Source organism: Corallincola luteus, assembly GCF_004336975.1.
GTDB classification, from domain to species: Bacteria; Pseudomonadota; Gammaproteobacteria; order Enterobacterales; family Neiellaceae; genus Corallincola; species Corallincola holothuriorum.
Map to the genome: position 1 here is coordinate 22,439 of NZ_SJXE01000015.1, position 14,334 is coordinate 36,772.

The following is a 14,334-nucleotide window of genomic DNA, read 5'->3' on the forward strand; positions in this document are numbered from 1 at the left end:
AAACAACGATTTTTATAATAATGGTTCAGGGGCTGCCAACGGCATCTCTTCATCAGTCTCACTTGCTGTGCCGGTCATCACCAACACCGACCCGGTGGTACCAACACGTAATTCCACCCCTTCTGGTAGATCGGTGACATGGACACGCACGGGCACTCGTTGAGCCAAACGGATCCATTCAAACGTAGGGCTAATTGTAGGTAAGAGGTTTTCCCCCGTACTGCCGTCGCTTTGAGCGATCCCCCAGCCTATGCTATCAACCACACCTTCCACCGGCTTATCTGGGTAAGTCATCAAAGTCACCACGGCGCGATCACCACGGCGCATATCGGCAATATAATTCTCGCGAAAATAGCCATCAATCCAATAGCTGTTGACATCCACCAAGGCCAGCGCAGGGGAATTAGCCACCGCTTGGCTGCCTAAGCGTAAGCGCAGGTTCGTCACGTAACCGTCAACTGGCGCTTTCACATCACAAAATTCCAAGTCTAAACGGGCACTCTCTTGCGCGGCTTCCGCCAGCTTAACCCCGGCTTCAGCTCCCTTACGTGCATTTACCCGCGCATTCATATCTTCAACAGACATTGCCCCGGGGTTTTTCTTGCGGATACGTCGAGCTCGGTGCTCTTCATCTTTCGCTTCATCTAACTGCGCCTGCGCAGAACTAAGCTGGGCACTGGCCTGATCTAATGCAGCCTGAAACGTTCTTGGGTCAATCTGCCAAAGCAGGTCACCCTGTTTGACACTGGCGTTGTCCTTAATCGGAAGGTTAATAATAGGGCCGGATACCCTAGGCACGATCTGAATAACCTGAGCCCGCACCTGACCGTCACGGGTCCAAGGGTTAAGGACATAATGTCTATACATATACAGCACGATGGCAATCGCCACCGCTACCACTGCAGCTGTTGCAAGATGCTTTCTGTTTAAACCGAGCATATTTGTCATACCTTAACGATAAAAATGCCAATAACGCCTGTGTAGATAACGGCTAACGCGACGTAGACCAAAGGCGGATAAAAAAAGTAGCGAGCCAAGCGGCGCTTTTCTAGCTGCCCAACCGTCACGCTGGTCGCTAAGATCCCTAACACGCTCGCCACCAATAGCGGCGGCATGTAGACATCAGCGATAAAAAATTCATGTGGAAATTCGGACATCAAGTACCTTCCTTTGCTCCAACAACTGAGCCAGCATTGACGAGTGACGCAAGCTAGCGAGTCAGGCCAAAAGCTAAAAATGTTCTTCGTGTAGCATTTGCCAATCAAATTGCTGCGACAAACCAATATATGCCAAGGTCACCTGCGACAAATTACGATAGCAGCCAAGCACAACATAGAGATGCTTGAGCTCTTCATCATTCGCTCGATTACATTGATTGATAGCTGTCTCACAACACCTATCCAACCTCTGCAACCGCGCTTGCAGCAACAAGCTGATTTTGTCTACAGAGTCCAAAGCTTTACCCTTCGCCAAATGACCAAATGTTCGAGCCAATGCTCGCCGCCACTCTGCAATCTCTTCATTCACCGCACCAGCCAAGGGAGCAGCGAATACCGTTTGGCGAAGGCGATAAAGATCATCAATTCGAAGTGACATCATCTCCAGCGTTGAAATCAGAGATGGCAATTTCATACGTCCATCATCAGGTAATTGTTTACCGTCAATCTGTGCACTCCACATCGCCAGCTTTGCAGGCAAGCTGCGCATCTCTTGCTGGTGATAAGCGAGTCGCTGGCGGGCAAAGAAAGAACGCTTGGTGTTGGGTTCAGCCAACGATGCAAGTACCACCCCACTGCTATGAAAGTAGCGATTTAGCATCTTCAAACATTTTTTATGTGGACGAGGCGAGCCAGCAATATGAGAGAGGCCATAGACGATGACGAGTGCAATCACATTGAAGACCAAGGTGTTCATCATGGCGGCAACATCATAGTGTTGGGTGTTTGTAATACCCAGCATATTGAACATTCCCAGGTAAAAGGCGATCGCAATCAGAGGCGGTAAAATGTAGGAAATAAGTGCAGATATAACAAACAATAGAATGGCTAGTTGCCAAAACTGAGAAAGCTCGGGCATAACAAAGATATATATCGGCATCAAACAGATATAAGCAGTACCAAATACCTTTGCCATTCTAAATCGCATATGCGGTACCTGCATTGCCGCTAAAGCAAGATTTGGCAAAAAGTATGGCCAGCTGACATGCCCGGGTGGGTCAATATAGATCCAGATAAGGAAGCCGACCCACAATGACACCACGGCAAAAAAACTGTATCGAATCCGATCCGGATCCAGTGGCGTCAAAGCAAAACCCAAAGGTACTATTTTTTTATCAACAGGGGTTTCTGATCCTGGGCGGTTCTGCTGTTCACCACCCCGCTCATACGCTTTAATGTTGGTAACACAATCAATGATGCTGCTGACAATACTCGCACAATGTGACAACTCTTTAATCGCCACGGCGATCGCAGCGCGTTGAAAGTGATTAAGTCCATCAATATAGCTCTGCTCAACCACTAACTGCTTCACGTTATCAGATAGATTGACGCTATCGCCCCGCAAAAAATCACCCACCTGTTGCAAATGAGTGGATATTTCAGCCAAGTACACATCAATATTTGGTAACGCCTTGGCGACGTCGACCTGATGTAAGTCGGCGATCCCCCCATCAAAGCGCCTTCCCATACTGACGAATGATTTAGACAGGAGCTGTAACCGTTGCCACTCAGCCTTTGCCATTCTTACGTCATAGCTTTCTGCGCCAGCCGCATCCACCGTTTGCTTCAGTTGCGCAATGAGCGTCTCACAAGACTGAAAGCTCACCACAGCGTCTTGTTCGGTCTCACGCCCTAATAGCTGCGCCCGATAATGATCAAGCGCCATTCGTTCAGATTCAATGAGACGCTCGCTCAGTTCATGCAATGCGTTGCGATTGCTCACCGGCCAAATAAACACCGATATCAAGGTCCAGATGAGAATGCCGATCAATGTCTCTAACACCCGGTATGCGGCAAACAGAAACGCATGTCCTGGTTCCCCTGGCCCTGCCGTTAAGATCATTAAGGCAACGAAGCCAGCGACAAACCAAGCGTACTGACCATCTTTACCGGTCATTTTATAAGTAACGAAGGCTAAGTAAGGGGTAACTGCGATCATTAACAACCAACGATCTTGGGGAAACATAGCAAGGAAAAACAGGCCGGCAGCAAAGGCAAGAATGGTGCCCTTTGCCCTTAACATTCCTTTGGCAAGAGACTGGCCAGCGGTGGGGAGCGCAATCATTGCCACTGCAATCGCAGCCCAAGTGGGGCTCATCCAGGAAAAGTTCAACGCAAGGAAATAGCTGATCACCATCGCCAAGCCAAACTTTATCGAATGCTTAGCCTTGGCAGATAGCGGCGGTATTTGCATGCGCTCAGTTGATTTCAAGCTCACTCAGAGTTCCCCTAGGGAATAACCCATGTCGCCCCACACAAATTGATAGTGGCGAAACAGTACTCATTGCTAAGTGCTCAGTGCTCAGTGCTCAAGCAATCCCATCGAAGAGGTGCGCCGAACAAGACAGAGGCACTCACGCTATTTACAAAAATGATAATAGCTTGTTGTCATCGTAGTAACGGAAAGCGGAACTTTCAGTCCATATTATTAACATAGCCGCAAAACTAACGTTTTGATATTTCGAGTTTAACTAACGTGATTGACTTAACGTGCATAACTTGGCGCCAAGCATTCAGCCGCCATTATTACCCACATCGACAACGCCCTACCGTGCGCAAACTCTTGACGCGAACACCTGACGTGAAGACTAGCACCATGTTTTACGGTTCATGCAAAATAGAAACTCAAAAACAGGCAACAAAACGCATGCTCATCGTCATTCAGAACCAGCTCCGATGGTGAATACGATTCGGTAATGAATGGGCGGTGAATAAAACCATTACGGAAAGGAATTACCTGCAGCTAAGCTATTGGCTGCTAAACTAAATACAGTGATTTTATGGGCTGCATTGACCAATAAAGAGAGAGACACACGGATGGCGCGCACCTTTATATTTAACTTCGATGGCACCTGTAATGATCCTAGTGATGCGGAACAAGCCGTTGATAGCCTAGGCCAACTGGAAGACAGCAGTATTACCAACGTATTAAAGCTGCACTTACTTTGTGGCGGCTCGTTAGGCGAACAGGGCCGCGGCTGGGACAACAATCAGCGCAGCTATTATTATGCTGGCATCGGTGCTTACGGCAATGCGATGCAACAGGCAATCAACGCTATCTTTGCCCCTGAAGGCAGTGATGTGGCGCAGATATTGAAACGCGCTTTGATCGATTTCACCCGCGCCAATTTTAATCCTGAACAAGATATTTTACTGGTCACAGGTTTCAGCCGCGGGGCAGCCTTAGCCCGACGGTTTGCCGCGATCCTTGCCCGCACCATCACAACGCCATCTATCTACGAGGCAGTTTTCGATACCGTCGCGTCTATCGGCGGCGCAGATCTGCAGAAAGAAGATCGACCAAAAACCGATGTGCTATTTGAGAACTGCAGCTTACCTGAAATAGTGATCCAGGCCCTGCACTTGGTGGCACTGGATGAGAAACGCAGCGCATTTCAACCCACGTTAATGAACCAACAGGATAAAGTGCATGAAGTCTGGTTTGCTGGTGCCCATGCGGACGTCGGCGGAGGCTATCACCAGGACGGCTTGTCCGACAACGCATTGCAATATTGCCTGCAATGGTTGGATGATCAGCCCTTCCCACTAACCGTTAAACGTCATGCTGCAGTGGATTACCGCAACATATTACCTGCCAACGCCGATTACCAGATCTCAGCAGACGATGTCGTGATTAAACCGGATCCGCTGGGCAGAAATCACCAACAGCAGCGCGGCCCATTGTCTGGGCTGATCACCTGTGACCACCGCCTCTGTTGCGTTATCGAAAATGATACGGCAACAACCCAGGCACCGCTGGTGCATCACTCTGTCGCCACGCGGATCCACGCTGCTCATGATTACCGCCCAGTCTCTTTAAAAGGGCGTCCGCACAAACTGCTAACTCAAGATGGCAGCAAACTGGTGTATCAGGGCATCAATCCCCACATCGAACTGCCGATACAAAATTTACGCCGCTTGGATGTCGATACCAGCGTCACGGTCACCGTTTTTGCCGCTGAAAAGTTTAACCGCACTGGACTAGTGCTGATAGCCGGAGAGCACTATCAATTCGAAGTGCTACCGAAACAGTCATGGCGCGATGCAGATATTCAATGCGACGCCAATGGTTGGAATCGCAGCACTGTCAGTTTAGGTCCCCACCATCAACCTTTCGCAGTCTATGAACCGCTCCGAAGGCTGCCCAATGTCAACTGGCTGGCACTGTGTGGCGCCATCGGTGCCAATGAAAATGAACTGTTTCCCATCGGCCTAGAGAGCAGCTATACCCCGCGTAAGTCTGGAGAGTTTTGCCCGTTCGCTAATGACTTACCCGATTTTTACGGTAACAATGCAGGTAAAATGCTGCTCAAAGTTACCCGCCTATTGGTCGGCGAAGAGATGCGCACCTCTGTCGATATCGTCTAATAGTCGTTGCTGGCAACCCAATAAGAATCAGAGTAGAGAAAATGATGGCGACTGTAGCTGGGGTAATACACGCACTTCAACTCGACGGCACAGGCGGAGCAAGTGCGCTGCCACCAGAACAGATAACCAGTAGCTCCCATACCGAGTCCAGATGGCTACATTTAGACCTTAACGAACTGCAACCAGAACAACTGCAAAACGAACTGGGGTTATCCCCTACAACCGTAGATATGCTGTGCGCCGAAGATACACGCCCTCGCTGTGTTCAAGCCCAAGAAGGCGTCCTCCTAAACTTACGCGGTATCAATATCAACCCCGGCGCAGAACCAGACGATATGGTGTCACTGCGGATCCTTTGCCAATCCCACCGCCTTATCAGTGTCAGAAAGCGCCGAATTTATTCAGTATTAGATGTAACTACGCAATTGCACGCTGGCAATGGGCCGAAACATATTGACGAACTGCTGGCATCATTAACAAAACACTTAACTCACCGCATGCGCGACTTGATTGACCAACTCGAAGATCAGACCGACTTAGCCGAAGACCAACTTTTTGAGAAGGGTGATTTGTCTGTCAGTGAACGGATCTACCCACTACGTACGCAACTGATCCACTTTCGTCGCTATTTTGCACCACAGAAAGATGCCATCCTCGCCCTGATCAGCCTTAAACCCGATTGGTTAAGCGAAGATTCACGCTTTGGACTTCGGGAACGCGCCGATGCCACACAAAGGTTGATTGAACAAATTGACACCCTCAAGGAGCGACTGAGCTTTATTAAAGCTGAAGTGGAAGGCCAGCTGGCAGCTAAAAGTGAAAAACGTATCTACCTGCTAACCATATTTGCCGGTATTTTTGTACCTATGGGTTTCTTCACTGGCTTGCTGGGTATCAACGTCGGAGGCATCCCTCTCGCCGATAATGAGTGGGGCTTTACCCTTGTATGTGGGCTTATTCTCGTCACCGCGGCGATCCAAGTGGCTATTTTTTACATTAAACGTTGGTTTTAGCCTATTGGTCGCAGCAGCAATTTAGGACATGCGGTTGTAAGCACGCTAATGGGTGATCCCTCGGCTGGTAAAAGAGACCTCAGTATAATCCGACGAACCAACCATCACAGCTTCTAGGATCGGTGGCGTCAGGTCAGGAACGGCTGACCAAACCACCAAATAGTTAGCCCCTGAACCACCACTGATATCACTTTTTTCTGCAAGATACTCTGCGCTAGCTAATGGGTTGAGTTGGATCGGCGTAGCCAGCATCTCTTTTACTAAATGACCGGATGAATCATAGTAGTTTACAGAATGAATGGTCATGCCATATTCGCTGTCGGTGTTACGCACTATCAAGGCGCTTTCCAGTAGCAGCGGTTTACCACCGTCACCATACACATGGGAATAGCTAGGAATATAGGTTGTACGCATCATCGCCCCTTCGGGGGTGGCGCTTTTTAGCTGCGGTACCGTGGCATGCTGCTTATTAAGCTGGCCATAGCCAAGCTTGTCTTCCATGGTTTCCATCTTGCTCACCAAGTTACCCAAATAACCACTGACACCGATAAGTACCAGTAAAATAACAACGGACAGCGATGTTACCCATACTCTTTCTTTAGCCATTCTTCATTCCTTAAAAACCATGGAGATTGGTTACACATTAGTGTGCTACGTGCTGTTAGGTTTACCAATATTCCGCTCTTCAAGTTAGACACTTTTGTCTAAGGGCGTTCAATTTTATCTGGCGGACTATTTTCAACGTTATCATTAAGTCGCAATGCTTTTGCCAATGGCTCGATAGCTCCGCCCTGTATAAGCACCGACACCAACACCATAAAAAACACCATATGGATGATTTGAGTGCCCTCAGCAAGGCCTGCGGCGGCAGGGATCAATGCAAAAACAATCGGGGTTGCGCCTTTCAGGCCAATCGCAGAAATAAACAGACGTTTACGCCAGCTCGCCCGGCGAAATGGCAGATAACATATCTGCACAGCCAAAGGACGGGCGACAAACACCAATAACAAAGCGGGCAAAATAGAGGTAATAAACACAGGCCAAAGTTGCTGCGGGAATATCTGTAGCCCCAGCACCACAAACATCAGCGACTGAGCCAGCCAAGCTAAACTGTTAAAGAAGTGCTTACTCACCTCCTTGCCCCGCTGTAGCTCATTGCCAATAATGACCCCCACAACATAAGCGGCGATCAATATATTGCCACCAAGCAGATCGGTGCCATAGGTAGCGATGATAAAACTCGCCAAAATAAACACGGGGATCAAGCCATACTCTTGCAGTTTGATATGATTAAGCGACCACACCGCCAGCTTCCCAATCAGGTATCCCCCCGCTAAACCGACGATCACCTGCTGGCTTAACATCAGTAATATCTCGCTAACAAGGATCTGAGCTCCGCCGCTACTCAGCGCAATGTCCGTCAACAAGATCACCGTCAACAAAGCCACGGGATCATTGGTGGCTGATTCGAACTCAAGCACGGTATCCGTTTGTTCTTTAAGCTTTAGTTTCTTTGATTCAAGTATGGAAAACACCGCAGCCGCATCAGTGGAAGAGACAATCGCAGCGAACAATAAACAGGTGATCAGTTCAAAATCGAGCAAGCCATATAAGATCAGGCCAAAAATAAGCGTCGTCAACATGACACCAAGAGAGGAGAGCGCCCCACCCTCTTTATAAGCCACTTTGATTTTTGCCGTGGAGGTATTTAACCCACCAACAAACACGATGACATTAAGCGCGACCTCCCCGACAAGAGAGGTAAGCCGCAGGTTGTCATAAACAAAGTTAAATTCACCGTTGCCTAGCGCTAAGCCTACGCCGATAAAAATCAGCAGCGAAGGCACGCCCAAGCTTTTTGATGGATGGTGAAGCAAAATGCCGATGACGATCAGCATAGCAATACCGACCATTGCCACTTCAAATGACACCGCTATGCCCCCTCCATATGTTGACGATAACCATGACAAGACAAAGGCTAGAGTGACAGCTCAAGTAGCCTTTGTTTCGTTTACTCTGGTTGCTGATACTCTTCGGTACGGCTCATGCCTATCGCCTGCAATTGCGGGATGATCTGCGCTTTATCGCCGACAATGACCCACGCTAACTTGTCCGGATGGATCACCTCAACAGCAGCGGCCTCCACATCACTTAATTGCAAGCTACGGTAAGCGCCGGCCAATGCGCCAATATAGCTGTCGGGTCGCTCAAAGCGCTGATTAGCTTGCAGCGCCGCCATCACGTTCCCTGCGGTTTCATAACGGCCAGGCAGTTGCCGCGAACGATACGCCACCACCTTGTCCAGCTCTTGCTGACTGGCAGGTGAATCGCCGAGATAAGCAGTAAATTCACGTTTTAATTCAGCAATAGCGTCGCCTGTGCGGTCAGTTTGCACTGGCGCGTAGATCATCCAAGGACGTTGGCCTTTAGCATCAATGAAGAAAGAGTAAGCGCCGTAAGCCCAGCCCTTATCTTCACGCAAATTCATATTGATCCGTGCCGTAAACAAGCCACCAATCACATCATTCATCGACTTAACCGCAATGTTATTTGCCACCCCCGTAGGCGGCGCGACATGCCCAGCCAAAATGAGAGACTGTGGCGAACCCGGCTTATCAACGATCAACACACGGCTCTGCTGTGGTAGCTCAACTTGTGCTATCTGCTTGACTGGTTTAGCCATCCTGTTTGCCTGCCAACGACCCAACGTGTTTTCCAATAGTGGCATCACCGTCGCTAGCTCTGTGTCGCCCACCACGAACAGCGTGGCGTTATCTGGCTGCAACCATTGCGTATGGAACTGCTGCAGATCGGCCTGAGTGATAGCGGAAACCGCCGCCGTGGTGCCAGAGCCGGTTAATGGAATACTGTAGGCATGACCTTGGCCATACAGCAGTGGCGGCAGCGTATGCATCGCTATCGACACTGGGCTAGCCCACTCTTGCTGTATTTTTGCTAAGACGATCTGCCGCTGTCGTTCCAGCTCTTCGGCATCAAAACTGGGGGACTGCACCACCTTCGCCATCAACGTTAACGCATCAACAAGGTTACCCTTTAGCGCAGACAGACTTACCGTCGATGTATCCAGACTGGAATCAGTGGTTAGCCTTGCCCCCAGCGTTTCCAACTGTTCAGCCAGTTCAAGGCCGGTAATGCCATCGCTACCCTCATCCAGCATGTTCAATGTCAGGTTGGAAAGCCCCGGCTTACCGCCAGCGTCCGCAGCGTAGCCCGCATCAAACTGCAACGCGACATTCACCACCGGTACCGTCGCTCGACGAGCAAACACCACATTGATGCCGTTTTTCAAGGTCGCCCGTTCGACCGCAGGGAAGACTAAGTCAGGTGTCGTTGCTACCTGTGGCAAGGCACTGCGATCAACCCCTTCGTCTTGAGCCATAGGCTCACCGTAGGGCAATACCGTTAGTTGATAATCACCCGCACTTAACCACCGACCGGCAAGTTCGCCAACTTGTTCAACCGACGCATCCACTAACCACTGCAATCCTTTGCGCCAAAACGCCGGGTCTCCACCATAGAGCTGACTTTCCGCTAACAGACTCGCCTTGCCAGAGAAGCCGCCAACTTTTTCAAGTCCGCGGGTATACGCCGCCATCACTTGGGTCTTGGCGCGATCTAATTCAACTTGAGTCGCTCCTTGCGACAAAAAGCGTTGCCACTCTTCATCGACAATCTGATTCACTTTATGCAGATCAGCATCCACTTTCAGATCCGCTTCTAAGTAGAAGAAGCTGGTCAACTCATGGGGTTCAATCTGTACAGAAACGCTTGTTGCCAATTGCTCTTGATGCACTAACCGCTGATACAGTCGTGATGTCTTACCTTTACCCAAGATCTGCGCTGCCAATTCCAACTGGAAGCGTGCCGGTTGTGAACGACCGGGGATCGCAAAGTAGCGGTAGATCCTTGGGCTGGGCACGCGATCATACATAAGTTCACGCGTGGTCTGCGTACGCTCAGGAACCATCGCCTGCAAACGATGCAATGGGGGGCCTGCAGGAATGTCACCGAAGTATTTTTCCATCAGCGGTTTAGCTGCAACGAGATCAATATCCCCCGCCAACACAATCACGGCATTATTGGGGCCGTAATATTGCTTAAACCAGGCATGAACATCTTCCAACGACGCCGCATCAAGATCCGCCATCGAGCCGATAGTTGACCAGCGATAGGGGTGTCCTTCCGGCATCAAACCCTCGAGGATCCGGTACTCCGTCATACCATAAGGCCGGTTGTCACCCTGACGTTTCTCGTTTTGTACCACACCACGCTGATTATCCAGCTTTTCTTGAGTCACTGCCCCGAGCATATGCCCCATACGATCTGACTCTAAGAACAGTGCCAACTCCAATGCTGGGGTAGGTACAGTCTGAAAATAGTTAGTGCGGTCAAACCAGGTCGTGCCATTCAGATCGGTCGCGCCCACCGCTTCCAATGGCCCAAAGTACTCATCATCATGGTTTTCAGAGCCATTAAACATCAAATGCTCAAACAGATGAGCGAAGCCGGTTTTGCCGGGTGCTTCATCTTTAGAGCCGACGTGATACCAGACACTTACGGCCACCAAGGGCGCTTTGCGATCGGTATGCACTATCACTTTTAAGCCGTTATTCAATTCGAACGCCTCATAAGGCAGCTCGATATCAGCGACACTGAGCGGTAACTCGGTGATCTCCGCCGCTGGGGTGCCTAAAGCGACGGGTTCGGGCTGCTTAGGCTGACATGCGCTAAGCAGTGCGGGTGCCAAGATAACAAAGAATAGAATGCTAAAAATGCGAAACAGAAACGGCATGCAAGCCTCCAATGCTGCAAAGGGGTATAAGTTTCATAACCTTACAACCATAGCCTATGCAGTTTTTTTTGGAAGAGAGCGCTGGAAGTAATCATAAGGAAACGAGCCACAAATGGGATAATGGGCACTTTGCCTTCGGCGAAAGCGAGATAGAACTATACAAATCACTAGATCAAAAAAGGCGCCGCAGCGCCTGTTTTGATCATATTCCGAAGCTGCTATTTTTAGTCGTCTACACAGAATTCTTGATTATCTTCGATTTCAACCTCACCACCGACAGCGATCTGGTTATCAACCAAAAACTCCATTTGTGGCTGGCATATCCTTGGATTTGAAATCACTCGAAATTCTTCATCTACCACCGTCAACTTATCAAAACCAAACGTTGATAATTCGGCATTTCCTTCCACTCGTAGCGAGTATAAATGCTCAATATCATCAAACACAGCTAATGAGGGAAGGGTATCGTTATCTTTGATATTAATAACAATAGCTGACTCAATCCCTTGCAAAGAACTGAGATCTGAAATATTTGGGTTGCCCCAAATATCAATTAACTCAGACGACCGAATGCTGCCCAAACCTGCAATAGATTGAAGCGAATTATTAAACTTAACGATTAGCTCATGGCGCAAACTAAGTTCAGCGACTTGTAACGTATCAACATCTATCAGTTGCTCATTCCCTACAATCTGAATACTCCGCATTTCTGCCGGAAGTCGCAATGCTGGAAGCTCTCTGACTTCAGTATAGGATAGTGAAACACTAGGAGGCTCTGCATAAGAGGTCGTCACCAACTCAACATCATCTAATGAAAACAACGCTTTCACAGGGGCATTGACAATCAAACCACCCAAGGATTGTAATGCCGGAAATTCCGGAATAGCAGTAATCCTGCCGTTAATCCAAAGCTCGTCACCAACGGATTGCAGTCGCTCAAAGCCATCTACAGCAACGCTACAGTTGGTCTCAAGACTCAGCTCATTGCCAACTGACTCCAAGGAATCAAAGCCCACATCAACGTCGCTCAATGTCTGACGTTCACAATCCAGCTCGACATCAATAGTCGGTGATTTTGACAATCCTAGGGAACCGCCAACCGACGTTAACAGAGGGAAGGCGTCTTCCAAATCAGAGAACGAAAGCACCGGTAGAAAAAGATCTTCTTCGATGCTAGTAAGCTTTGAAAAATCAGGCCACTCTGCTTTTTCAAACTCTTTAGTAATATTAAGCGTTACCAGCGAATCACCAATGTGTAGCTGAGCTATTGAGGCAAGCGGAGAAGGATCCCCTTCCAGATTACCTAGAGAATCAGCATTGCCTCGCACCACCAGTTCGCCAGTAAATGGCTCCAGCTGTTCCAGACCACTAAGATCAATCAATTGCGTTGAATCAATATTTATCTCTTCAGTAATTGCATTCACACCCATCAGCGGCTGAAGCGACGTCACAGGTGCGTCAATAATAACCAACTTAGTCATGCTTCCTGTTACATTAGACAGTGCTTCCAGCGAACTAAACAGATATTGTCCGGAAACAATAATACCGCCTGGCAAACTGGTCAGAGAGTTCAAACCATTCAAACTCACCATGGCTGCATTTGCTTCCATCTCGATACCATCTTGTACGATTTCAACAGCATCTAAGCCATTGAGATCCACTAAACTGACCGCATTATAGATAGTCAACATGCCACCAATACGTTGCAGGTTCTCCAAGCCCCGCAAGCTGGTCAGCTCTGCATCCTCATAGATGATCAAATCGCCGCCAATCTCTGTCAGCGACTCTAAACCAGTAAGATCACTCATCCCGGTTTCAGAGATAAACAGAGAGCCTTCGATGACCTCAACCCCCTGCAAATCTGCCATCACCGAGGCTGTATCTAGCCCTTGCAGACAGTAGCCATTTTCACCTGCATCGCTGCAAGATTTTGCTTCAATACTACTTGGCCCCGAGTCGGAACTATGACCAATCAGCATACCGACGGTCAGCAGCAGCATCGCCGCTTTCAGGGTGTTGTCTCTGTAGTGTTTCCAGTTCACGAGGAACCTCCATGTTTATTTGCAAACCAATACGTAATGCCTAGCACAGGCAGAGCGATTAAATCTGTTGGATCAACTTGATTGCTACTCGCGCCTAAACCCAGCGGTTGGCCAATCAAAGTCAATGATGTTTTCAGCAGTTCAGATGCATCGTTATTCAATTTCACCAAGCTCAAAACGGCTCCGGTAACAAACAAGCCGATCACGATGCGGAGCTTAAAATTAACGTGGAACCATTGCAGGACAGCACAGATAAACAGAGGCAGGAAGAAGCAAACCAGCAGGTCAGACAGCTTACCTGTCAGCCAATTGCCGTAGGCGGCCTTGAGGTAAAAGTTATTCAGACCAAACAGTGCTATAGAGGAGAAAACCCAGCCATTATAAAATTCGGGGCAATGCCAACGACTCAGCTGTTCCTTGCTTTTTGTACTATCCACAATACTTAGCTCTACATCTTAGAGCGAAGGAGCTTAACCCACTGAGCCAGTAAAATCAGTGATTAGGTTAACTAAATTAGTATGTTAACAACATAAAGCCACATCGTCTGATGTGGCTTTATCGCTAACCCAATAGATGTTTCTTACGATTAACGCTCCATGATCTGCGCCACTTCATCTTTAGTCAGATAAAGCTCTTTACCATCTTGATCATAGTACTTATACATACCCGTTTCTTCATCCAGCACCGGCTTACCATAGGCCGTAATCAAGGTGCCATCTTTAGTGCTCACCACATATTCTGTCGTACCACATGCCACCAATAACAGTGACATGACGACGGCAATAAGAATTCGCATATGCTTCTCCATAGTTGTAGTTTCCTTGCCAACAAACACCTTTAATCAGTGTAGTCAAAGATCAATGAAGTACGGGGCGAGATAG

Annotated in this window: 11 protein-coding genes; 2 read left to right on the forward strand and 9 right to left on the reverse strand. The window is 48.7% G+C overall.

Features of this window, described 5'->3' with window-relative positions; translation table 11 throughout:
- Positions 1–12: 12 nt before the first annotated feature.
- The 3 genes from EZV61_RS18545 to EZV61_RS18555 all read right to left on the reverse strand — a co-directional run bounded on the left by EZV61_RS18545 (position 13) and on the right by EZV61_RS18555 (position 3,435).
- On the reverse strand, positions 13–939 hold the full coding sequence (locus tag EZV61_RS18545; protein WP_131417504.1) for an HlyD family secretion protein: 927 nt from the start codon (positions 937–939) through the stop codon (positions 13–15).
- Positions 940–944: 5 nt separating this feature from the next.
- Positions 945–1,157, reverse strand: a complete 213-nt coding sequence (locus EZV61_RS18550; RefSeq protein ID WP_114339546.1) for a DUF1656 domain-containing protein — start codon at positions 1,155–1,157, stop codon at positions 945–947.
- Between the two features lie 73 nt (positions 1,158–1,230).
- Positions 1,231–3,435, reverse strand: coding sequence for an FUSC family protein (locus tag EZV61_RS18555; protein ID WP_131417507.1), 2,205 nt, complete (start codon positions 3,433–3,435; stop codon positions 1,231–1,233).
- A gap of 599 nt (positions 3,436–4,034) precedes the next feature.
- On the opposite strand from EZV61_RS18555, the gene EZV61_RS18560 reads away from it, so the two are divergent.
- Positions 4,035–5,585: a phospholipase effector Tle1 domain-containing protein gene (locus tag EZV61_RS18560; protein WP_131417508.1), complete on the forward strand. Its 1,551-nt coding sequence runs from the start codon at positions 4,035–4,037 to the stop codon at positions 5,583–5,585.
- A gap of 41 nt (positions 5,586–5,626) precedes the next feature.
- Positions 5,627–6,598, forward strand: coding sequence for a zinc transporter ZntB (locus EZV61_RS18565; protein WP_131417510.1), 972 nt, complete (start codon positions 5,627–5,629; stop codon positions 6,596–6,598).
- A 45-nt stretch (positions 6,599–6,643) separates the two neighbouring features.
- Here the strand turns inward: EZV61_RS18565 and EZV61_RS18570 are convergent, their stop codons facing one another.
- The 6 genes from EZV61_RS18570 to EZV61_RS18595 all read right to left on the reverse strand — a co-directional run bounded on the left by EZV61_RS18570 (position 6,644) and on the right by EZV61_RS18595 (position 14,261).
- Entirely contained in the window at positions 6,644–7,204 is a 561-nt protein-coding gene (locus EZV61_RS18570; protein WP_130567419.1) for a DUF3124 domain-containing protein, read from the reverse strand.
- 98 nt (positions 7,205–7,302) lie between these two features.
- Entirely contained in the window at positions 7,303–8,529 is a 1,227-nt protein-coding gene (locus EZV61_RS18575; RefSeq protein ID WP_131417512.1) for a potassium/proton antiporter, read from the reverse strand.
- Positions 8,530–8,609: 80 nt separating this feature from the next.
- Entirely contained in the window at positions 8,610–11,411 is a 2,802-nt protein-coding gene (locus tag EZV61_RS18580) for a M16 family metallopeptidase (RefSeq protein ID WP_131417514.1), read from the reverse strand.
- Positions 11,412–11,635: 224 nt separating this feature from the next.
- On the reverse strand, positions 11,636–13,453 hold the full coding sequence (locus EZV61_RS18585) for a receptor L domain-containing protein (protein ID WP_131417516.1): 1,818 nt from the start codon (positions 13,451–13,453) through the stop codon (positions 11,636–11,638).
- The gene (locus EZV61_RS18590) at positions 13,450–13,890 is read right to left on the reverse strand and encodes a hypothetical protein (RefSeq protein ID WP_131417518.1); all 441 of its coding nucleotides are present in this window, start codon (positions 13,888–13,890) and stop codon (positions 13,450–13,452) included. The genes EZV61_RS18585 and EZV61_RS18590 overlap by 4 nt, the downstream gene beginning before the upstream one ends.
- Positions 13,891–14,039: 149 nt before the next feature.
- Positions 14,040–14,261 carry a YgdI/YgdR family lipoprotein gene (locus EZV61_RS18595; protein WP_114339531.1) on the reverse strand — a complete coding sequence of 74 codons (222 nt, stop codon included), beginning with the start codon at positions 14,259–14,261 and terminating at the stop codon, positions 14,040–14,042.
- Positions 14,262–14,334: the final 73 nt, after the last annotated feature.